The sequence below is a fragment of the Virgibacillus sp. DJP39 genome (genome assembly GCF_049310925.1).
Classification (GTDB): Bacteria; Bacillota; Bacilli; order Bacillales; family Amphibacillaceae; genus Virgibacillus_F.
Genome location: NZ_JBMERP010000011.1, coordinates 38,334 through 58,448, shown reverse-complemented (window position 1 = coordinate 58,448; position 20,115 = coordinate 38,334). Strand labels below are relative to the sequence as shown.

At 31.6% G+C, this 20,115-nt stretch carries 17 protein-coding genes; all 17 read right to left on the bottom strand.

Annotated features, from left to right (window positions below; translation table 11 throughout):
- Positions 1–104 precede the first annotated feature (104 nt).
- On the bottom strand, positions 105–1,088 hold the full coding sequence (pseG, locus tag ACOI1D_RS06135) for a UDP-2,4-diacetamido-2,4,6-trideoxy-beta-L-altropyranose hydrolase (RefSeq protein WP_422500063.1): 984 nt from the start codon (positions 1,086–1,088) through the stop codon (positions 105–107).
- Positions 1,089–1,102: 14 nt separating this feature from the next.
- Positions 1,103–1,876: a cytidylyltransferase domain-containing protein gene (locus tag ACOI1D_RS06130; RefSeq protein ID WP_422500062.1), complete on the bottom strand. Its 774-nt coding sequence runs from the start codon at positions 1,874–1,876 to the stop codon at positions 1,103–1,105.
- Positions 1,846–3,015 (bottom strand): UDP-4-amino-4,6-dideoxy-N-acetyl-beta-L-altrosamine transaminase, encoded by a 1,170-nt coding sequence (gene pseC / locus ACOI1D_RS06125; protein WP_422500060.1) that lies wholly within the window; start codon positions 3,013–3,015, stop codon positions 1,846–1,848. Before pseC ends, ACOI1D_RS06130 begins: the two co-directional genes overlap by 31 nt.
- A 1-nt stretch (position 3,016) precedes the next feature.
- Positions 3,017–4,000 carry a UDP-N-acetylglucosamine 4,6-dehydratase (inverting) gene (gene pseB, locus ACOI1D_RS06120; RefSeq protein WP_422500059.1) on the bottom strand — a complete coding sequence of 328 codons (984 nt, stop codon included), beginning with the start codon at positions 3,998–4,000 and terminating at the stop codon, positions 3,017–3,019.
- On the bottom strand, positions 4,001–5,281 hold the full coding sequence (locus ACOI1D_RS06115; protein WP_422500057.1) for a flippase: 1,281 nt from the start codon (positions 5,279–5,281) through the stop codon (positions 4,001–4,003). It abuts the gene before it with no gap.
- Between the two features lie 54 nt (positions 5,282–5,335).
- Positions 5,336–6,778: a hypothetical protein gene (locus ACOI1D_RS06110; protein ID WP_422500056.1), complete on the bottom strand. Its 1,443-nt coding sequence runs from the start codon at positions 6,776–6,778 to the stop codon at positions 5,336–5,338.
- A gap of 1 nt (position 6,779) precedes the next feature.
- The gene (locus ACOI1D_RS06105; RefSeq protein WP_422500054.1) at positions 6,780–7,931 is read right to left on the bottom strand and encodes a hypothetical protein; all 1,152 of its coding nucleotides are present in this window, start codon (positions 7,929–7,931) and stop codon (positions 6,780–6,782) included.
- Positions 7,932–7,990: 59 nt separating this feature from the next.
- Positions 7,991–9,205: a hypothetical protein gene (locus ACOI1D_RS06100; protein WP_422500052.1), complete on the bottom strand. Its 1,215-nt coding sequence runs from the start codon at positions 9,203–9,205 to the stop codon at positions 7,991–7,993.
- A gap of 293 nt (positions 9,206–9,498) precedes the next feature.
- The gene (locus ACOI1D_RS06095; protein WP_422500051.1) at positions 9,499–10,560 is read right to left on the bottom strand and encodes a hypothetical protein; all 1,062 of its coding nucleotides are present in this window, start codon (positions 10,558–10,560) and stop codon (positions 9,499–9,501) included.
- A 120-nt stretch (positions 10,561–10,680) separates the two neighbouring features.
- Positions 10,681–12,780: a bi-domain-containing oxidoreductase gene (locus tag ACOI1D_RS06090; protein WP_422500049.1), complete on the bottom strand. Its 2,100-nt coding sequence runs from the start codon at positions 12,778–12,780 to the stop codon at positions 10,681–10,683.
- A 41-nt stretch (positions 12,781–12,821) separates the two neighbouring features.
- A complete protein-coding gene (locus ACOI1D_RS06085) occupies positions 12,822–14,045 on the bottom strand; it encodes a nucleotide sugar dehydrogenase (protein WP_422500047.1) in 1,224 nt (407 codons plus the stop codon).
- Positions 14,046–14,052: 7 nt separating this feature from the next.
- Positions 14,053–15,912, bottom strand: coding sequence for a heparinase II/III domain-containing protein (locus ACOI1D_RS06080; RefSeq protein ID WP_422500045.1), 1,860 nt, complete (start codon positions 15,910–15,912; stop codon positions 14,053–14,055).
- A gap of 22 nt (positions 15,913–15,934) precedes the next feature.
- A complete protein-coding gene (locus tag ACOI1D_RS06075; protein ID WP_422500043.1) occupies positions 15,935–17,194 on the bottom strand; it encodes a glycosyltransferase family 4 protein in 1,260 nt (419 codons plus the stop codon).
- Between the two features lie 40 nt (positions 17,195–17,234).
- Positions 17,235–17,879: an acetyltransferase gene (locus tag ACOI1D_RS06070; protein ID WP_422500041.1), complete on the bottom strand. Its 645-nt coding sequence runs from the start codon at positions 17,877–17,879 to the stop codon at positions 17,235–17,237.
- Positions 17,876–18,541 carry a PIG-L deacetylase family protein gene (locus ACOI1D_RS06065; RefSeq protein WP_422500040.1) on the bottom strand — a complete coding sequence of 222 codons (666 nt, stop codon included), beginning with the start codon at positions 18,539–18,541 and terminating at the stop codon, positions 17,876–17,878. Before ACOI1D_RS06065 ends, ACOI1D_RS06070 begins: the two co-directional genes overlap by 4 nt.
- A 15-nt stretch (positions 18,542–18,556) precedes the next feature.
- Entirely contained in the window at positions 18,557–19,462 is a 906-nt protein-coding gene (locus ACOI1D_RS06060; RefSeq protein WP_422500038.1) for a formyltransferase family protein, read from the bottom strand.
- 27 nt (positions 19,463–19,489) lie between these two features.
- Positions 19,490–20,110, bottom strand: a complete 621-nt coding sequence (locus ACOI1D_RS06055) for a sugar transferase (protein WP_422500037.1) — start codon at positions 20,108–20,110, stop codon at positions 19,490–19,492.
- Positions 20,111–20,115 lie beyond the last annotated feature (5 nt).

The following is a 20,115-nucleotide window of genomic DNA, read 5'->3' as shown; positions in this document are numbered from 1 at the left end:
ATATCACTGTATTGGCGTGTTACTAATACCCCAGACATAGGAGTTCTCTTTAATTAATTTCTTAAACAATATTTCCCCGGATTTTACTAAATCACTAAACCCTCTTAATTAGCAATCATTCTATCAACAAGTCTTTTGCTTCCTAATCCATCTATAACATCAGCAAATAAAGTAACTATTTCATTTCTTTTATCCATATTTAAGAGCTTTTGAAATTCCAATTCCATATTTTCTAAAAAATCTACATCCTTAAAATCAAGGACTGTTTTAACAAGATTGAATTTCTTTAATCCAGCAATATTATTACTTTGATTTTCTATAATTTTTATTGGGATAAAAGGTGTTTGGGTAGCTAATAACTCATAAATTGTCTGCCCTGCTGCAGTTATTGCAAAATCAGACTTCAACATAATTTTTTTCATTTCTTCAGCTGTAGCATTCTCATAAAAGGTAATATTATTAGAACTATATGTTTTAATTTCATCTATATTTTTAAATGCATTTCCGATTACTACATAAAATTTCACGTCTTGATATCTACTGCTAAATTGGTTTAATATGTCTGGCGTTAGATTGTGTATATCTGATCCACCTAAGGTAATTAAAACATTTTTAACCAGAGAGTTAATAGTCTTTCTTTTCACCTGGATGAAAGGACTTCTCAAGATGATGTATTCAGGACCAAGTAAATAGCAGGTAGTATCATTTTCTTGGTAACTAACCTCCTCAGTACTTAAGGCTGGATTAACAACGATACCTTTTGGATATTTAATCCTTCCATTATCATCAATAAACAAACTCTTTTTTGCACGATTCGAGATAACTCTGTATAATTCTTCACTAGCTAAATAAGAGTCTACAATACAGTAGTCACTTTCTTTAATGTAATTATTTAAAAAATCAATTGATAACCAATTAATCAATTTGAATTTCTTATTTTTAATAATTCCTATATCCTCTGAGTCTCCAAATATTATAAATTCAACATCGAGGCCTCTACCCTCTAATTCATCATATAAAGAGCTGCACCTTGAGATATGCCCTAGACCTATTTGACTACCACCTTCTGTAAAAATCAACGCCCGCATACTTTTTCATCCTTTTATTTAGTCTTTTTTTGTTCAATATGTGCATTGATTGAAAAAAGATTTGGATCTTGCTTAAAGAGCTCAATGATTTCATTAAGATGAAAATCATGGTTACCTTTATATAACTTGTCATAAATCTCAGTAATTAGTTCAAAATCCTCTTTTGTATCTACTGTCCAGCGATGCTTTGAATAATCAATGTCATTTTTGAAGTAGTTTATTTTATTACTATTCTCATAAATATAAGGTGTAACGTGCTCACGTTGATGTTTTTCTTTTGCATTAATGAAAGATGCTTCTAAGGATTCTATTGAAAATACTTCTGTGTCCAACCCACGTGGATAAGTTCTTTGAGTAATATCTGAACCTGCATTTGTTACAAGATCATATTTCCCTTTTAAATAGAAGGTAATTATTTCATCAATTACAAATGGATCAATTACAGGACAGTCTGAAGTAATTCTTACAACCACATCAGCATTATTTTCTTTAGAAGCATAATAATAACGGCTAAGAACATCATCTTCACTACCTCTAAAGACTTTAGCACCACATTTAATTGCTTCCATATCAATAACACTGTCTCTTTCAAGGACTGTGGTTGCTATAATAATGTCTGTTATTAATTTAGATTGTTTTACTCGTTCGATTACATGGGATAAAACAGTTTTTCCTTTAATATCTTTCATTACTTTTCCTGAAAGTCTTGTTGAACCCATACGTGCCTGTATAATTGCTACTACCTTCATAAACTCACCTACTTTATTTGGTGTTCTTGAACTAAGCATTTTACTGTATTGATAACATACCGCACATCATCATCTGTCATCGTTGGAAATAATGGTAATGATATAATCTGCTCATACAATTCTTCTGAGACTGGATAATCCCCTTTTTTATATCCAAGTTCCTGGTAATAAGGTTGTAAATGTACTGGTATATAATGAACATTCACTCCGATATTCGCTTTTTTTAATTCTTCAAAAAACTGTTTTCTGTTAATAGATAATAAATCTTTCTTTACTTGAATAACATATAAGTGCCAGCTAGAGTTACCATCAGAATGTTGATAAGGAGTAATTACTTCGTTCAAATTACTAAACCCGATATTATACTGATCAATTATATTCCTACGCCTCTCAACAAACCCATCTAACTTATCCAGCTGGCTAGAACCCAATGCAGCTTGTATATCTGTCATCCGATAGTTATATCCTAAAAACTGCATTTCATAATACCACGGGCCGTGATTTTCATTTAATAAAGAAGTATCTCTCGTGATCCCGTGAGTACGGAACTGTTGTAATTTATCATATAAGTCTTTGTTATTCGTAGTAATAATACCACCTTCACCAGTAGTAATATGTTTTACTGGATGGAAGCTAAACATTGTCATATCGGCAATGGATCCTACTTTAGAGTCTTTATATGTTGCACCTATAGCATGTGCTGCATCTTCAATAACAAGTAAGTTATGTTCTTTGGCAATATCCATTACTTCATCTAAGTTAACAGGCTGACCAGTAAAATCTACCGGAATTATTGCTTTGGTTTTCGCAGTAATTTTTTTTCGGATTTCATCAGGATTAATGTTATATGTTTCTGGATCAATATCTGCAAATACTGCCTTGCCACCTTGGTACAAGATACAGTTTGCACTTGCTGCAAATGTCATAGGTGTTGTGATTACTTCATCCCCTTCACCTATACCTGCGGCAAAGCATGCACCGTGTAATGCTGCTGTACCATTTGAAAATGCTACAGCATATTTCGTTCCAACATAATCAGCAATTTTCTTTTCAAAGTTATCTACTGCTGGTCCCGTTGTTAGATAATCACTTTTTAAAACATCAACAACTGCTTGAATATCTTTTTCATCTATTGATTGTCGTCCATATGGAATAAATTGGTGTTTTGAATAATCCATATTAATTCTCACCTTTGCTTGTTTTAATTAATTCACGTAACTCCTCTACAGATAACCAATCATCATTTACATTACTTACATAACTAAAGCCATCTTCTAAAACTTTTCCACTCTGGGCAAACTCGTCTTTCCACCATGGAAACTCAGGCTGGATGACATAATAATTACCCATATCTAATGTTCTGCGTGCATCATCTTCCGTAATCATAGCTTCGTGCAGTTTCTCACCGGGTCTGATACCAATAAACTCCATTTTACATTTCGGAGCAATTGCTTCAGCCAAATCTGTTACTTGCATGCTTGGAATTTTAGGAATAAATATTTCTCCCCCATGCATTCTTTCAAAATTGTCAATTACAAACTCTACAGCTTGTTCTAAGGTAATCCAAAAACGAGTCATGCGCTCATCAGTAATAGGAATTGTTCCTGTTTCTTTTATCTTTTCAAAAAATGGCACTACACTACCACGGCTACCAACAACATTTCCATAACGAACAACTGCAAATGAAGTGTCTTTATCACCAGCATATGAATTAGCTGCAACAAATAGTTTATCTGACGCTAACTTAGTGGCACCATATAGATTTATTGGATTAGCAGCTTTATCTGTGCTTAAAGCTATAACTTTCTTTACACCTCTATCAATTGCTGCTTCAACAATATTTTGTGCTCCATTAATATTTGTTTTAACAGCTTCAAATGGATTATATTCACAAGCTCCGACGTGTTTTAAAGCTGCAGCATGTACTACATAGTCAACACCATCAAAAGCTCTATATAAGCGATCTTTATCTCGAACATCACCAATAAAGAAACGCATGCGACTATCATCGAATTCTTTCTCCATTTCGTATTGTTTTAATTCATCTCGGCTAAATACTATTACTTTTCTTATATTTGTTTTTAATACTTTTCTAATAAATTTCTTTCCAAAAGAACCTGTTCCACCTGTTACTAATAGTGTTTTATTATCAAAATTATTCATTTAATTTTCCTCTTTTCTATATTTCAGAATATTCCATGGCATAAAGTGGACTTTCGATGCTAGTATCCACGTTAAAATAAAAGAAACAAAAAATGCTAATGAAGTGGCTTGAGCTGCTCCTACGGAACCATTCATCCTAATTAATAAGTAGTTAAATATTATATTTAAGAGGGCCGTTGTAAATGTAACAATACTTAATAGTTGTGTTCTTTTTTCATAAAAGATAACTCCTCCTACCATTTTATACATACCATTAAATGCAAACCCTAAACTAATCCATAAAACATACACAATTGATCCTTCAAAAGCATCTCCAATGAATACTTTTACAATGAAAGGTGCTACAGCACTTAATATGAGGGCTGTTGAGAGTATTAATACAAAATATACATAAGTAATTTTCACTATTTTATATTTTACTAAATTACTATTTTGTTTTAGATTTTTAAATAAGTATGGCATCCATGCCCTATTAAATGAGTCCTGCAATACACCAATAATCATACCAATTTGAAACCCTACGGTATATATACCAGTATCGCTTATTCCGACCATGTTGGTAATAAAAATTCGATCTGTCATAGTGATTAAAAACATTCCCAGGGTATGCGGAATAAGTGGTACGCCAAATCTAAGTATATCCTTAGCATATTCTTTGTTCCATGTGAATGTAAGCTTCTCTCGCTTAATAATTACAAACATTCCTAATGAAGCAAAAATTGAGATCGCAATTACTTGTCCACTAACCCTTCCCAACCAACCAAAGTCTAAATTAACAACTAATATAATAGTTATGGTTAGGTTTAAAGCAGTTTGGATTATTTGAAAAATCCCGTAATTTATAGCCCGTTCTCTAACCTGCCACAAAGTTAACGTTATTTGAATTATACTACTACCAAATCCAGCAATAACGACAAGAAGTATATATTCTTCAGGAAAAGATGTTAATTTAGATATCAAATCTGAAAATAATATAATAACCACTAATATAAATAATGAACTTGCTATTAATATATATAAAGCCGTAGAGATATAGTCTGCATATTTTTTCTCTTTATCAAAATATTTTCGATTGACTGCTCCATGAACATTTAGTCCTAAAAATGGTGTGAAGAATCCAAGTAATACAGCAAACATCGAGACTATTCCGTAATCATTAGGAGTTAAGTAAACAGTTAAGATTGGAAGTAAAAAAAATGGTATAGCTTTGTTTATAATATTCGTAATTGTATAAATTCCTGTCGTTTTAATTAATGATGAGTTTAATAGTTTCTTTAGCATGTTAGCCCCTTTTTTGCATAAGGTTTAGCTCCATATGATTATTTAACGAATTAATTAGATTAAAATGTCATTCAGGGCTTTTTTAATGTTTTCTAAACTATTTTCTTCCCAGAAATAATTTGTATTATTAAAATTATTTTTATAATCTAAATTTATATAAGTTAATAATTCATCTACGTCATCAACTAAATATGCCAAATCACTTAAATAAAGTTCTTCTAAATATTTGTGAGAAGGAAGCTTATAAACTAACGTACTTAAGCCATAACCTATTCCCTCAAATAATGCGGTTGAGCTTACACCTACTTGAACATTGGCTTGAGCAAAATAGTAATGCATATCATGTAGATTATTATCTACAATTTCGATATTACTTCCTAGTAACCAAGGGTATTCTTCTTTCCATCTTAAATATTCACCCGGGTGCAACTTATAGATAATTCTGTTCTGATTATGATCTATTTTCTTTGATAATTCTAATGCTATTTTACTTAATTGATTTCCTATTGTTCCTTGTGAAATAAATAGTATAACTTTTTCTTTCTTTATTTTTCGTTTTTCTTTATTTTCATTTAGTTTTTGTTCGAAATATGGCCATCCAACTACTTTAATTCTTGAATCTGAAATAGGCAACCGTGTGTTATCTTGCCAAAACTTGCCAAATAAAAACACATAGTCTGGAAATGTGTCTAAATTAAACTTTTCCGCAAAGTTATACGCAACATGATATTTACCCATTGTCCCATGTTGTAATTCCACGGTAGGAATATTTCTTCTTTTTGCTATTTCATTAATTACAAACTTTGAAGGAGCGTAAGACACGACTTCTATAATGATTTTAGGATTAATTCTTTTTATTATTTTATCGTAATGCTTATACATTGTTTTGTACTCCAATAATGCATTACCAACATTCTTTACCCATTGTTCTTCATTAAGTTTTATGCTGAATTCATTATTTATTGATTTAATCATTTCTCGAATCTTTATCTTTTCTAATTCCGCTAATAATCTTTCACCTTTTAATTTCTTCACTACTCTTTTTAGCAAGTAAAAATTATGAATATAATCCGTATATTTAATATTTGTTTTGGGAATAGGTTTAAGATGAGTGTCTAACAGCGGATCTTCTAACACAAGATAAGAATCATTTAAACTACTCAATATATTATCAGTATAAATACATGTATATACATTTTCATTCATAACTCTTCGTTGATGGTTCAAAATTAGAAATTCTTTTTCTTTTAGAAAGAACGGACTATTGAATAAAATATTAGGTATCTGTTTAAATTTTATTTTAATACGAGATAGTATACTTTTACCTTTCAAGGAATCATGTCCAATTCCAAGACCAATCTTTTGTTTTTCTATTTCACTATATATACCAAATCTTATCAAGTGCCAATACTTTATATTATTACCCTCATGTTTAAATAACTTTAGCTTTTTTTCAAATTCCAAAAATTGTTCTATCAAAGCCTTTTCTGCTACCAATTTATTCACCACCTCTGTTACCTAAGTTTAACAACTGTTTGCTAATGTTTTTAGAGTTTAAAAAGGGTAAAGGTTCATATTCTTTTTTACTTTTCATTATACTCTTAATAGCCTTTTTAACACTTTCATATTCATTCTCACAAATTACAAATCTACTGAAACTTTCAAGATATTTACTCATTTGTTCCTGGTTTTTATGAACAAGTATAAGTATCGGTCTATTTGTAGCAGCATAATGATAAATTTTAGCCGGTATCTGAGTACCTGTTTTATTAAGTATACAAATAAGAATATCGCATCTTGCTTCAAGTTCTTCAACTTGATTTTGAGAAATTCTCGGCAAAATAGTTATATTTTTTGTATTCAAAAGTTCAACATTGGAATTACCTGCAATTATAAGGTTAAACTTTTCTTGTTGGCAAACGGAATATAAGTTTTCAATATTTCTAATTTTAGTGTAATAGTCCCCGAAATATCCAATTGTTACCTTCTTATTTTCTCGAGAATTATTTTTATACTTTTTTTCCCTAATATAGGGCACAGGTAAGAATATCATTTTATCCGCATAATTAGGAAAAAGTTTTTTTTGTTTTTCTAGTGTAAATGGCGAAACGTAAACTAACCTATCAGCATTATAAAAAATTTGATTTTCTATTTTTTTTATTAGTATATTAGGATAGATAGATTTTTTAGTTATATCTATAGTTAAAGGGTCTCCCCAATACTGAATCCACCTACCATATCTTAATCCCGATTTAATTAGTTTATGAACAGCTATGTGTGAACTTTTAGGATCAGAAGATGATATTATTAGGTCGTAGTATTTGCTTGGTAATATATTATGATTAGCACCTTTTGCAATATAAATCGTGTTATCAAACAAATTAAAAGAGTGATACATACGTCTTATTATTGGTAAAAGGCTCTTCTTCAATTTCCCAATTACACTTCTCTCAGATTTCACAAATGATTTATATAAATTATTGCCTTTTAAACTAATAATATTTATTCTCTTATCCCAATTTAAAGTTTTATCATAAGCGGGATTGCTTTCAATTGCTTCAATCGTAAGCAAGTCTACAATAGCATCATTTTCGATTAAACCTTTTATTATAGCATTATTCCTAATCATAGCAGAAGTGTTCATTTCCACTGAAGACAATGTTACATATAATACTTTGATAAAAACCACCCTCTATAAATTATTAATCCTTATAACAATTTTAAAATCATATAAATTAACCCAAGTATAGTTCCAATAAAGAAAGACGAATATAATATTGCACTCCTAAATTTTTTACTTGAGGACATAAATCCATCTACTGCTAAAGCTACTAAAAACGGATAGTATATAATGGAATGTCTAAAAGTAAAGGTTGTTAAAATGATAGCAAAAAACAAGGTTAGAAAAGCCAAAGATACCCAATCAAATTTCAAAATTCTCTTAAAAATAAAAGGTATAGCTAGAATTTGAACAACGACGGCCAAGTATATTAATAGATTAGTGAAATCAAGTAATATTCCAGGTACATCTTTAAATAAACCAAATATATTTGGGAAAGGAGACATAAAAGCATAAAACATTCGTAATATGAATCCAAAGGGTAATATTGACTGACTAAATACAAATGAACTAAATCCACTTGAACCTTCTAAGAGATAATTGGTATATCCATTTATAAATTTATTTATTCTTAGAATTTCTCCTAAATTCATAATACTAACGATCACTATTGGTATAGTTACTAAAAACAAATTTTTTTTCTTGATTTTTATTTTTTCTCCCAAAAGTAGAAAGCATAATACTCCTGCGAAAGCTAAAGAGTTAATCCTCGTGTAATACGTTATATATACTAAAAACGCTAATGACACTAACAGTAGAATTTTTCTAGTATAATTTTTATTACTTACGAGTTTGTCAAACAAATAAACTATCAGCAGTATCTGCAATAAATTAAATGTATCTCTAAACACATGTGAATTAATGTATTGTATAATTGGTGCTAATCCAAATAATCCCAGAATAATACTAATTTTTTGGTGGTTGAATCTAGTATATTTTTTAAATAAATTTTCTAAGATAATACATATCCAAATCAAATAATATACATTTGCTATTCTTGGCAAAAATGTACTATAACCATCAAATAAGTTAGAGAATCCAATTAAACCAGACATATATATAGCAAAAAATGGTGCATTATGAAAATACCCAAGAATTTTAGACTCTATTATTTTTGAAGGATTATATATATTTGCGTTATAAACTTCTAACCCTTCTTGCTCATATACCAAATCGTCTGAACCCCCAATATAATAAGGGGTTCCATAATTCATCTGATTAGCTAGGTAAACTAAAAAAACAAAAGAGATTGAAACCAGAAAGATGATTACGTAAAGTTTTGCACGTTTGTAGTCTTTATTCATTATCAGAGGTATTGTTATAAATGCGAGTATAAATTGGACAAGCAATACTGAGAATGAAAAAGTAAGTATAGAAGATATTATTATAACGAATACCATTGTAAGAATTAGCGGAATCTTCGTGTCTTTTTTCATGGAAAATATACTCATAATTTACATTCCTTTTAAGTTACAACATTGGCACTTTAACTTTAGCTATGGGATTCTATGACCAAAAATACCAAAGTTGTTTCCCATTTTACTTTTCTATTTTAGTTGATATTTTCTATTGTTCCCATTCAATTTTGAGGAGTCAACTATATTACCGGATTAATATCATAAACAAATTCCTTCAACTTAAGGTTGAAATATTCGTTATCCTTTATAACCTTTTCCAAAAAAGAAATCCTTCCTTTTTCGTATTCTACATGATTAAATCTCTGTAAATACAATTTAATTTCACTTGCTATTTCATCTGTAGAATCTAAAACCAACCCTAAATCATATTCTTTAATTTGCTTAGCCAAATAAGTCCCTTCTAGGGATAAAAGTGGTTTACCGTATATTGTGGCATTATATAATCTATTAGCTAAAACACCTTTACTATTCATATCATTATATAACAACATATTTATTAATGATGCATTTTTATACAAACTACTTTCTTCTTCCTTCTTATATCGACCATTAATTTGAACGTTATAAATATTATTTTCTTTTACAAAGTATTTTAGTTTCTCATTAATGGTTCCTTCTCCATGAAAAATCAAGTTAAATTCCTTATCGTTTTTTAAATTTTTCACAAGATTAATGTTAGCATCCCAATGTCTAATAAAACCTATTGTTGATATGTTTACTTTCCCGTTTTGTTTTTTAAAATTATATGGTTCTACACTTTTAATATCGTTAATTGGAGTGTTATGGTTAACTACATACTTCTTGCTTTCTGGTAGCCACATTTTATAGCCCGGTGAAGATATTACAGTGAAATCTGAATACTCAATCAATCGATTAAAACTAGTAAACTTGTATATTTTGTTATAGTCTCTTATATCTATAATATACTTGTGTTTATACTTAGAAATTAGATATCCCTTAATAAAATAAGCTAGCTGTAATGTAAAGACTACAACCTTGTCATACTCTGTTTCCTTTAATTTTTTAATTATGAATCTTTTATAATTGATGTAATCTAAGAAGTTTCTTTGATGGATATTTTTTTTATCACTGTATTTATATTCATTTTTCTCTTGTTCAATTTGAAGTCTATCCCAATTTATAATGGTATAATCAACATTAACTTCTTTTAAAACCTTTTCATAAGCATGAACATAAGGCATATAAAGTGTATTCGCTGGACAAATTAGTGCAACTTTCAAGCTACATCCCACCTTTGATTAGTATCACAAAAATGCTAGACTAATAATAAAGACAATAAATAGAATCTGTATAGGTTTTTCTGCTTACGATTTTCTCTTTATACAGTATTTTTTGAACAACTATATATTTTTAATCAACAACCTATGGTTAATAAATGCATCTTGGATTGAGGTGTTTTTCATTTCTCCCTTAATCACATTAAAAATATGCTCATATTCATCTTTTATGCCTTTATCCTGCCTAAGCTTCACTTTCATCTTCTTATTACTTCCATATTGATTCATTCTAATATAATTATCCATTTCACAAACTAAACCATTAGAAAATACCCTAAGCTGCTCTTTTGGATACTTTTTTGAACCCATTGAAGTATATATAATATTACCAATGGCTCCGGATTTAAACTTTAATGTTATTATTGCATTGTCTTTCTTTGAGTAGGCTTCATTTTGAGCAAAAGAGACGTTTAACGATAATAATTCACTCGCATCTAAATATTGAATAACATCAATAAAATGACACGCTTCTCCGATTATTCTTCCCCCTCCTACTCTTTCATCCTGGGTCCAGTGATCTTCTGGAATATGTCCAGCATTACAAATATAATTATAAACTGCAGGAATTTTATCAGTTGAAAGATTTTTCTTTATTTGTTTGATAAGAGGTGCATGTCTACGATTCATACCACAGAATAATTCACCTTTTGAAGTTTTATAAGAAGCCTCAATCTTATCTAGTTCCTCTATAGTTAGACAAAGAGGTTTTTCACAATAAACATGCTTCCCCGCTTCAAGAGCTTCTATAATAAACTTAGCGTGACTATTATGCTGAGTGGAAACTACAATCAAATCAATTTCATCATCAGTTAGTAATTCAGAGTAATCGTTAGTTACATATTCGAATGGGAATACCTGCTTAGCCTGTGCTGCTCCTACGCCTCCTGTAGTTGCTAAAGCTTTCAAATGATAATGACCAGTATCTTTCATTATTGGTAACAGTGTATTCTTGGAAAAGTTACCGGCACCAATTAACCCAACAGCAATTTGTTCTTTATCCATTGCTTTCTTAGGACTATACTCAGTTTTTTTCCATTTAGATTCATTCTCAGTGTACTTTAATAGAATTCCAATATATCTTTCACTTTTTTTATTAGTTGTTATCATTTCATAAGCCTCATCAGCTTTTTCAAATGCTATTTCATGAGTGATTAAGTCTGATAAATCTATCCTATTTTCTACAATTAATCGGATAAACTCCTCGATATTGCGTCCTTCTGTGAAACGTACATGTCCTATCGGGTAATCTATACCTTTTTCTTCATAATTGGAGTCATATCTCCCTGGGCCATAAGAACGTGCGATGGTGAAATTTAGTTCTTTTTCGTAATATGGTCGTCTATCTATATTCATTTGTGTTACACCAATCATACAAATAGTTCCTCTATCGCGCGTAATCGCAGCAGCTAAGTCCATAGGTGCATTACTATTTGTAGCAGCAGTTATGATAACCTTATCAACGCCTCTACCCTTTGTAAGAGATTTTGTGATTTCTTCTGCATTTTCATCATTTGAATTCACAAATGCTTTGAGATTAGTTTCAGGAAGTGACTTATCAACAACATCATAACCAATTACATCACAGCCATATGCATCTAGTATTCGAGCAGTGATATGCCCTACGAGTCCAAGTCCAACTACAGCAACCGTCTCTCCCGGAACAATTTGCGCCTGATGAATTCCTTGTAATGCTATACCACCCAAAGCGCATAAAGCCCCCTGTCGGTATTCAGTAAATTCGTTTGGTATTTTTGCTATAAGGTTCTTGTTAACTCGGTTAACTTCACTATGATAAGCTTGACCCGCCATAGCAACTATATCTCCCGCTTCAACTTCTGTCACATCGCGCCCACAAGCTATAACCTTCCCTACAGCCGAATACCCCATTGGCATAGGTTCATTAAGTCGGGTGAAAGCTGCATCAACTGTGGTCAAAATTCCATCAGTGAACATCTTTTCTGTAACCTTTTTAACTTGATCAGGCCGATCCAATGCTTTTTGAATTAAATTTTTACCGCCAAAAGATTTAAGTCCTCTTTCTGTACCTGCACTAATAACTGAATAATGGGTTTCAACCAGTACGTGATTATCCTTTATAGTTGGTGGAGGAGTATCTATCAATTTAACAGATCCATCTTTTACCATTAAAAATAATTGTTTCATTCTCTGACCCCTTTCTCCAAATGTAACTACCTGCTTTTTTTCTACAAGTTATAAACATCATCAACAATAGTACAAATGTTTTTTGTATCAAGAACATGCTTGTCTTTTATGGAATCCATGTTATTTTTAATATGGTCATGCCCTACCATGACAACGACTATTTCTATTTCATTTATAAAATCGTCAAAATTCATAAACTGATGATCTACGATTCTTTCTTTAACTAGTGGATCAAATACTTTAACGCCAAACGCTAAGTGTTCGTCCATTCTTTCCAACAACTGAAGTGTAGGGCTCTCTCTTGTATCATCCACATTTTCTTTATACGTTAATCCATATAGTCCAACTTTTGAAATATCCTTAATACCGTGTTCTCTCATAATATCTCTAATTCGTCCTAGTACATGTCTAGGCATAGAATCATTAATTTTTCGTGCTGTCAAAATAAGATTAGTTAAGTCTGGGTAATCTCCAACCAAAAACCACGGGTCTACTGAAATACAATGACCACCAACACCTGGCCCGGGTTGCATTATATTAACTCTTGGATGCATATTGGCAATTCTAATAATCTCATAAACATTCATATTATCTGTATGACAAATTTTAGCCAATTCGTTTGCAAATGCAATATTAATATCCCTATAAGTATTCTCTACAACCTTAGACATTTCCGCAGATCTTATATCCGTTACAACAATTTCTTCTTTACAAAAATTTGTATACAGCCCTTTAACTTTCTCACCTATTTCTTGGTTATCTGTACCAATGGTTCTTGAATTATATTCAAGTTCATAAACCATATTCCCAGGAATAATCCTTTCAGGAGCATGTAACAAATGTATATCTTCACCTATAACATAGCCTTTTCTTTCTATTGCGGGACGAATATATTTATCGATAGTGCCAGGTGAAATAGTTGATTCAATAATTATTACTGCACCTTTATCACAAACATCCAGCACACTATTTAATGCTGAAATAACATACTTCGGATCGAGTTTCTTACTTTCTTTTATATAGGGTGTTGGTACTGCAAGAATATAAGTATGTGTCTTTTGATATTCTGTTGTAAATTCAATTTCATTAGAACGAGCTTCTTGAAATAGTTCTTCTAGTCCCTCTTCTTCAAATGGAAGTTTGCCTTCTATTAATGAACTTACAAGATTTGCATTGTAATCAGTTCCTACTACTTTAATTCCACTTTTCGCAAACATAAGAGCTGTGGGTAAACCTATATATCCAAGTCCAATAATATTTATCATATAAATCCTACCTTCCTATTAGCTCTAAATTAAACTTCATACTGCACTTATTTCTAGCCATATATACTCTAATAGATACACAATTAATTGCCTCTTTTTTTAAGTAATACAAACTTCTATAGACTTTACTGACTGTTATTTCCCCATCAGTTTTTACGTTACATATGATTTGATCCTTATAGTACAATTCAAACCCTGTTGCAACTTTTTTCACTTCACAAGGTGTGTGAAAATTGAAATCGCAGTATTCTCCATCGCCAATAACTTCATCTATGACCAAGTATCCACTACTATTTTTTGTTATCCTTCTGGTATGTTGATAACCGTTTTGGGAGGTCATCGTGCCTTTAAAGCTACCATCCGAATGTTTTACATTTACACGTTTTGTCCAATCATAGATCAAAAATGGTCCGTGCTTTTTCATCTGTTCTTTTCCTTGAATCTTTACAGTGTTATGGGCTGATGTTAGTGCCATCTTCTTGCCAATATCATTTGCATATGAGTAAGTACCGCTATCACAAAAAACATTTATACCCTTATGCCATAAATCAATGTGATGCTGGTCCATCTGAGCTGGACGAGTTTTATAATCTTGTAAGACCGTCATTAAAAAGCCAGCATTATGTCGCAAAGAATAAAAACCTGATTCGCTAAACGATGAATGTTTTTTTTCAATTAATGAAATGGGAATATGATCCAACCCCACATTCCCAAACCACATTAGCTCTTCATCATACTCTCCTGGTTCAAATACTCTCTTGCTATCAATTAATGTTAATATCGTATTTACTACTGGCCTAAAGTCTCTATATCCACAAGATGTAACCGGAAAAATCAACGCACCATCATTTGAACCATAATTAGGTACATTTCCCGTTTCGTCTTGCATTTGATATATTAAGTATGCACTGTTTTTTATTAATTTCATACTTTGTTCTGAAATAGCAATATTAGTTCTTTCACTTATTTTTATGACCAGCTCCATAAGTTGAAGGGCGAATCTTTGATAATTAAAAGAGTACTGTATATATCCTCCATCTGGAAGGAACTGTTTTTGGATTTCTTTATCAAGCAAAGCATATGCTTTTTTTAACCCTCTTTCATCTTTACAAGACCAAGCTCCGATTATAAGTCCTGTTATTTCTGAAAGAGTATGATTATTCTTAATACACTTGTGTGCGTAGAAAAAATTTGATAATACTTTTTTATAACTACCTTCTACAAGTTGCTGTACGTTTTCCTCATCTTTTGATGTTATCAATCCATACGATTTAAATGTGGAATATGCCATCAATACATTAATCATTCGTAGTGTCGCTTCTTGGCCACATTTATAATTGGGACCGTAAGGATAATGATTTTCCAGTAACCACCTATTCAGTTGACTAGAAAAAGCGTCAAAATACTTTCTATCTTTTGTAATCATATATGCTCTAACAAAATAGAAAAAATGCGTAAACCTTGATACTTCCCAGATGGCCTTAATATCTCCTCGCTTAGGATCGAAGTCTGGGATCTGATACCATTTTAAGTTACTATCTACTTCCTCTTTTGTAATAGGACTATAATGCCATTTAATGGGGTTTCGATAGTCAAGTTGAATTGATGAAAAACCCATTATCTTACCTTCGAGTGCATTATTAGCAATCGATACGATTTCAGTTTTTTTTTCAGTAGATAATTTATTTAAAAAACCTTCAATACGCTCTACATTTAGGTTGAAGATATCTAATCTCTTTACATGAACATTCTTATCGAACATTTTGTCGCTATTTGGTATTGCTCTCATCATCTTCAGCTTTGCTGAATAGAGTGAGCGGTTAAAAACCCATGGCAACCCATATTCAGTTATTAAAGATTTAATCATCACAATACCCCATTTTCTATGGTTAATTAACGCTATCAATAACACCAATTAATTTCTTGGTTAAAATTTTAAAATCAAAATCCTTCGCACCGTTTCGGGAATTCTGTCCCATCTCGTCATACCTTGTTACATCCATATTTTTTATACTTAAAATTGCATTAGCCATCTCTTGGGAAGTATTCTTTTTTAACTCGACCCCGCATTTATATTTATCAATTATTGAATACCCCATTTTAACAGTTGATATAATAGGTTTACCTGATGCCATATATTCGAATAATTTATTGGAACTATTGCCCCTTGCCCAATTGTATTGAGTATGAGAGTAATTAAGTAAATTCACAGACGATTTACTTAAGATATAAGGAATATATCGTTTATTCACATAACCCTTCATCTTGACATTGGTTAGTCCTTCATTTATTATTTTTTTTTCTAGAATTTCCTTTTGATTCCCATCCCCATAAATTAAGAATTGTATATCTGGTCTATCTTTCAATATAACTGCAGTTTCAATAATATTTTCAACATTATTTATCGGACGAAGTGCTCCAGCATATACTACATTAAACTTTTTATCATTCAACTCTGGGTCATCTAAAATATTTTCTGTTACAGCTTTTTTAAAAGCTTCTAAGTCTATACCATTATTGATATAATGACATTTTGTCAAGTCAATACTCCCACCTTGAACGGTATCCCATTTTTTTTCTTTAATGTGGTCAGTATCCCCTTCTTTGGTAAAGACTAGAGCATTAGCCTTTTTATAAATCCAATGCTCTCCAATTGTTAGTGTTTTACCAAAGGCACTATGTTCTTTAATTTTACCACCTTTAAAGATAGTTTCAGGCCATAGATCGCGTACCTCGCAAATACATGGAACACCCAGTTTTTTTGCTATTTGTATTCCCGCCACCATTGTAAGGGGATGTACACTTGAAGCAAGAATCAAATCTGGCTTACCATTCTGTTTTACATATTCTTTTGCGACTGAAAATAAATTTAAATAAAACCAGCCCATATTCTTAACTCTATCAATTCCATTCCCCAGAGCGGGGGTCGTTTTCACAAAAACAAACGGTATATTATCAACTGTGTCTGTAGTGTACTTCTTCGAACCAGTGTCTATATATTCTACTTTATTGTGATATGTGCTAGCACAAAATATTGTCACCTGATAACCTTGCTTTATCATGTTATCCGCAAACCAATAGTGCCGGCCTCCTTGATTTTGGTACATATCCGTTGCATAATGATTCCATAACCATATTTTTTTCTTCAAGTTATCAACACCTCAGTTACATCACTGATTTTATATTTAGTTATAAGTTCATTTTTCTCGCAGGGACACCTATATAGGTTCCAGGTTCATCTATGTCTCTAAGCACGACTGCACCAGCACCGATTTTGGTGCAACTGGGAATCTTAACATTATTACTTATAATGCTCCCAATACCTAACCATGACCCATTTCCTACATTCACCGTTCCAGCTAAATGTGCACCTGGAGATACATGGACGAAATCTTCAATTAAATTATCATGGTCTAAGGTAGCACCTGTATTAATAATGCACCCCTTGCCAACTCTAGTAGAACAATTAATAACTACTCCTGCCATAACTACAGTCCCATAATTCAACTCAACTTGTTCGCCTATAACAGCAGTCGGATGTATTAAGGTAGCAATAGTTGCACCTTGAGTCTCAAGATTCATATGAATTTTTTTACGAGTCGCATTATTACCAATACCTACAAATATGTCACATTCATCTAAATACTTAAAAGCATCAACTGTTTTACCAATGACCTCTAAATTTATTGATGATGTGATACTTTCGTCATCATCTAAAAAAACAATACCCGTCCATTTATTCATCTTCAGTGCAATATCGGCAACAACTTTTCCATGTCCACTAGCGCCAATTATAAGAAGCTTTTCCTTTCGAGGGTTTCCGATTCTCTTCATCTAACAATCCCTCTAACCAAACAAAATGCTTCTGCTGCACTTACTCCAACAGTTGAACCTCTTAATTTTGCTAAGGATCTAATAGCTTCAATTGATCGGGGATGCGGAAAATCTGTTAATTGAGTAGTAAAGTAACCCATAGCTTCAACCTTTTTGTCTAGATAATTACTTATATCAATAAATGTATTGGGTATAAATACATTACTCACATGTGGAACGTTCCACTCCGTCTCTGATAACGTTTCATAAGAATATACTTCTAAAATTTTATTTTCTTTTTTTGGCCTTACTCCAACCATTGTTGATTGAGAGACTATATAATGATCAAGGTGCATATCTCCAAAGTGAGGAATAAAAACAACCTCAGGTTTAATTTCATCTATGACTATATTAATTTTCGCATTAATTTCATGTTTAGGAATTTCGCTTAGCATAACAGCTGGGAATTCTAAGAAAAGTGTATCTTTGATTCCTAGAAATTTATGGGCATCTATTGCTTCATTCCGTAACTTTTCAAGTACAATTTTGGGAAACATAGACTTATGTCCACTTGTTACAACGCATACGTACACATCATGTCCCTCATCTATATACTTAGCTATAGTTCCCCCAACACCTAATATCTCATCATCTGCATGTGGAGCGATCACTAAAACATTCATATTCATACCACCCTATTAAACAAATTTATGCCCTACAATAAAAGGGCTAGTATTGTTATAGATTTCATAGTCAGTTACGACTAATAACGAATCTACTGTTATAATTCCAATTTCACCAGAATCTTTTTCCCAAGCGATTTGCCCTGGTATACCTATATATTTTTGACTAGTTTCTAAATGGGCTTTCCAGAACACCACTTTTTGTTTTTTATAATGTGAAAAGGCGCCTGGATAAGGAGTGCTTGTAGCACGAATAAGAGTCTCAATATCTTTACCTGGGAGATTCCAATTAATCTCTCCATCTTCGGGTCTTCTGATTAATAAAAATGTAGCCTCTTCATGATTTTGCTTTATAAGTTTAATTGAATCAGTATAAATACTTTCAACACTTTCTTTGATAGCTTCACTCATTGCTTTACATATTTTATTATAAACATCCATAGCATAGTCAGTTGCTTCAATTGAATACGGATATTGATTTATAATATCTCCCGAATCCATATCCTGATCAAGTTTAAATAAAGAAACTTTTGATTCACGTTCTCCTAATATAATTTGCCAAGGTATAGCAGCTCTCCCCCTATGTTTTGGTAGTGGTGTGGGGTGAAAGCCAATCAAATATTTGTTAGCCATATCAAGAAGTTCATTTGACAGTATTTGAGAAATCCCTATTACATAGATGAAATCAGGTTCAACTTTTTCAATTTCTTTTAGAATTTCTGGACTATTTATTTTTTTAAACTTTAAAAAGGGAATGTCATACTCTGCAGCTATCTCATGCAGTGGATAGTAATCTGAAACATTTTTTGACACTTCTTCATCAAGAGAGCAAACTAAATCCACTTTCACATTACTTTCTATTAGTGTTTCTAAAGCAACCTTACTAGAAATAACAGATCCAATAAATACTGTCTTGTACATTCTGCTCACCTACCTTGTCTTAATTTTTTACTTTTTAACAAACTTATCTTCACCGATTACCACGATTGCTATAGTCTTAAGTATTATTTTTACATCCGTAACAAAACTAATTTTCTCCAAATACCTTATATCATAGGTGCTTTTTTCTGTGCGCTCTAAATAAATATTACCATTGATCTGAGCTAAACCAGTTAACCCTGGTCTAACATAAAATCGTTTCAATTCCCAATTTTTATATTGTTTAACGTAGTCTGGTAGTGTCGGTCTAGGACCTACAATTGACATATCACCCTTTAGGATATTAAATAATTGAGCTAATTCATCTATTTTAAACCTTCTTAGAAACTTACCTAAAGGAGTTATTCTATTATCATTTGTTTTTACTTCAACCCCTACTTTTTGATGTTTAACAGCACCCTGTACCATGGTTCGAAATTTATAGACTTTAAATATTTTTTTACCTTTACCAGGCCTTTCTTGAGTAAATAAAATAGGACCTTTCGAATCCAACTTAATCAATACAACTACAATTATCAAAAGGGGAGACAAAATAATTAGCGCTAGTAATGAAAGTATAAAATCCAGGGTTCTTTTAAAATATCTGCTATAAAGACCGCCATTATTTCGCAGCTGTAATTCTGGTTTCATATTTG